The sequence below is a fragment of the Bariatricus sp. HCP28S3_A7 genome (genome assembly GCF_052066375.1).
In the GTDB taxonomy this organism is placed as follows: Bacteria; Bacillota; Clostridia; order Lachnospirales; family Lachnospiraceae; genus Allocoprococcus.
This window is the reverse complement of the sequence record NZ_JBQHSG010000083.1, coordinates 1-1,056: the sequence shown is the minus strand read 5'-3', so window position 1 is coordinate 1,056 and position 1,056 is coordinate 1. Positions and strand designations below refer to the sequence as shown.

General features: G+C 33.4%; 1 protein-coding gene. It reads right to left on the bottom strand.

The annotated features are described in order from the left end of the window. Positions 1 to 108: 108 nt before the first annotated feature. Positions 109 to 1,056, bottom strand: a 948-nt coding sequence (locus tag ACTNA4_RS16075) for a DUF2971 domain-containing protein (protein WP_441031173.1), incomplete at its 5' end; no start/stop codon positions are given.

Genomic DNA, 1,056 nt, shown 5'->3' with positions numbered 1-1,056 from the left:
TCCAGCTCTGGCTAAATAACTTAATAGCAAAACAAATGGGGTGGCTCCGTTAGTCCGGACAGGTGGCTCTCGCCACATCGGACTGGCGGCTCCGCCGCACCATAATATTCATTTATCATTTGAAAAATCATAATTAATGCCAAAATAGATATTTTTCACATATAATTTTGCTTCTTCTATCGGTGGACGCTGCACCATTCTCCACTCTTTCTCATGTTTCCAACAATGTGCCTTTATTCTATACCAAAATTTTGAAGAAAATGTTCTTTTTTCTTTATATAGAACACGTGACATTCTTTTTTTATTTTCCATATCTGAAAAATCATATTCAACACAAATCCCTTTATAACCATTGGCATAATATGCCCACATTAGAATTGAATCGTTCTGCTCCGAAAAACACGATACTCTTATACCTTGATCTTGCTTCCCAACCTTTCCTGAACAATTTTTTGATACATCCTCTATTAATTGTTCCTTGTAATCCAACAAGTTCCATTTTTCGCAAAAATAATTGATTACATCATTTTTCTCGATTTTTAATGGTGCTTCCTCTGATTCATTTATCGTAGTTTGCAAAAACAAATACAAATCATGCTTGCTATGCCCATATGGAAAATCTTTTGCCTTTTGCTCCATAAAACTTTGATTTGTTTTTAAACACATCATAATTGTATTATATATGTCAAAATTCCGAGTCTCCTTTATTCTGTCCTCTAAATCAGTATTCTGCTTGTTGTCGTCTTCCGTATTCAAATTGTTCTGTAAAATGTAAAAACTAATCAATCCAAAATGCTGTGAATCTGCTATGTATATCAATTCACTATAACATTCAAATGGGTCATTAAATACCTCCACCGGATCAAAATGAACCGTGTCATTTTCTATACTTGCTAATGCATATTTCAGGTTTCCAAAATATTTATACATTTTATCGGGACATTGTATGATATTGGGGTCAAAAGCCCCTCTATAGTACCTTGAAAAGTTCATATATTTTGCAGTAAATACAAGCCTAAATGGTTTACTTGCTGTATAATAGAGATATCTTAGGAA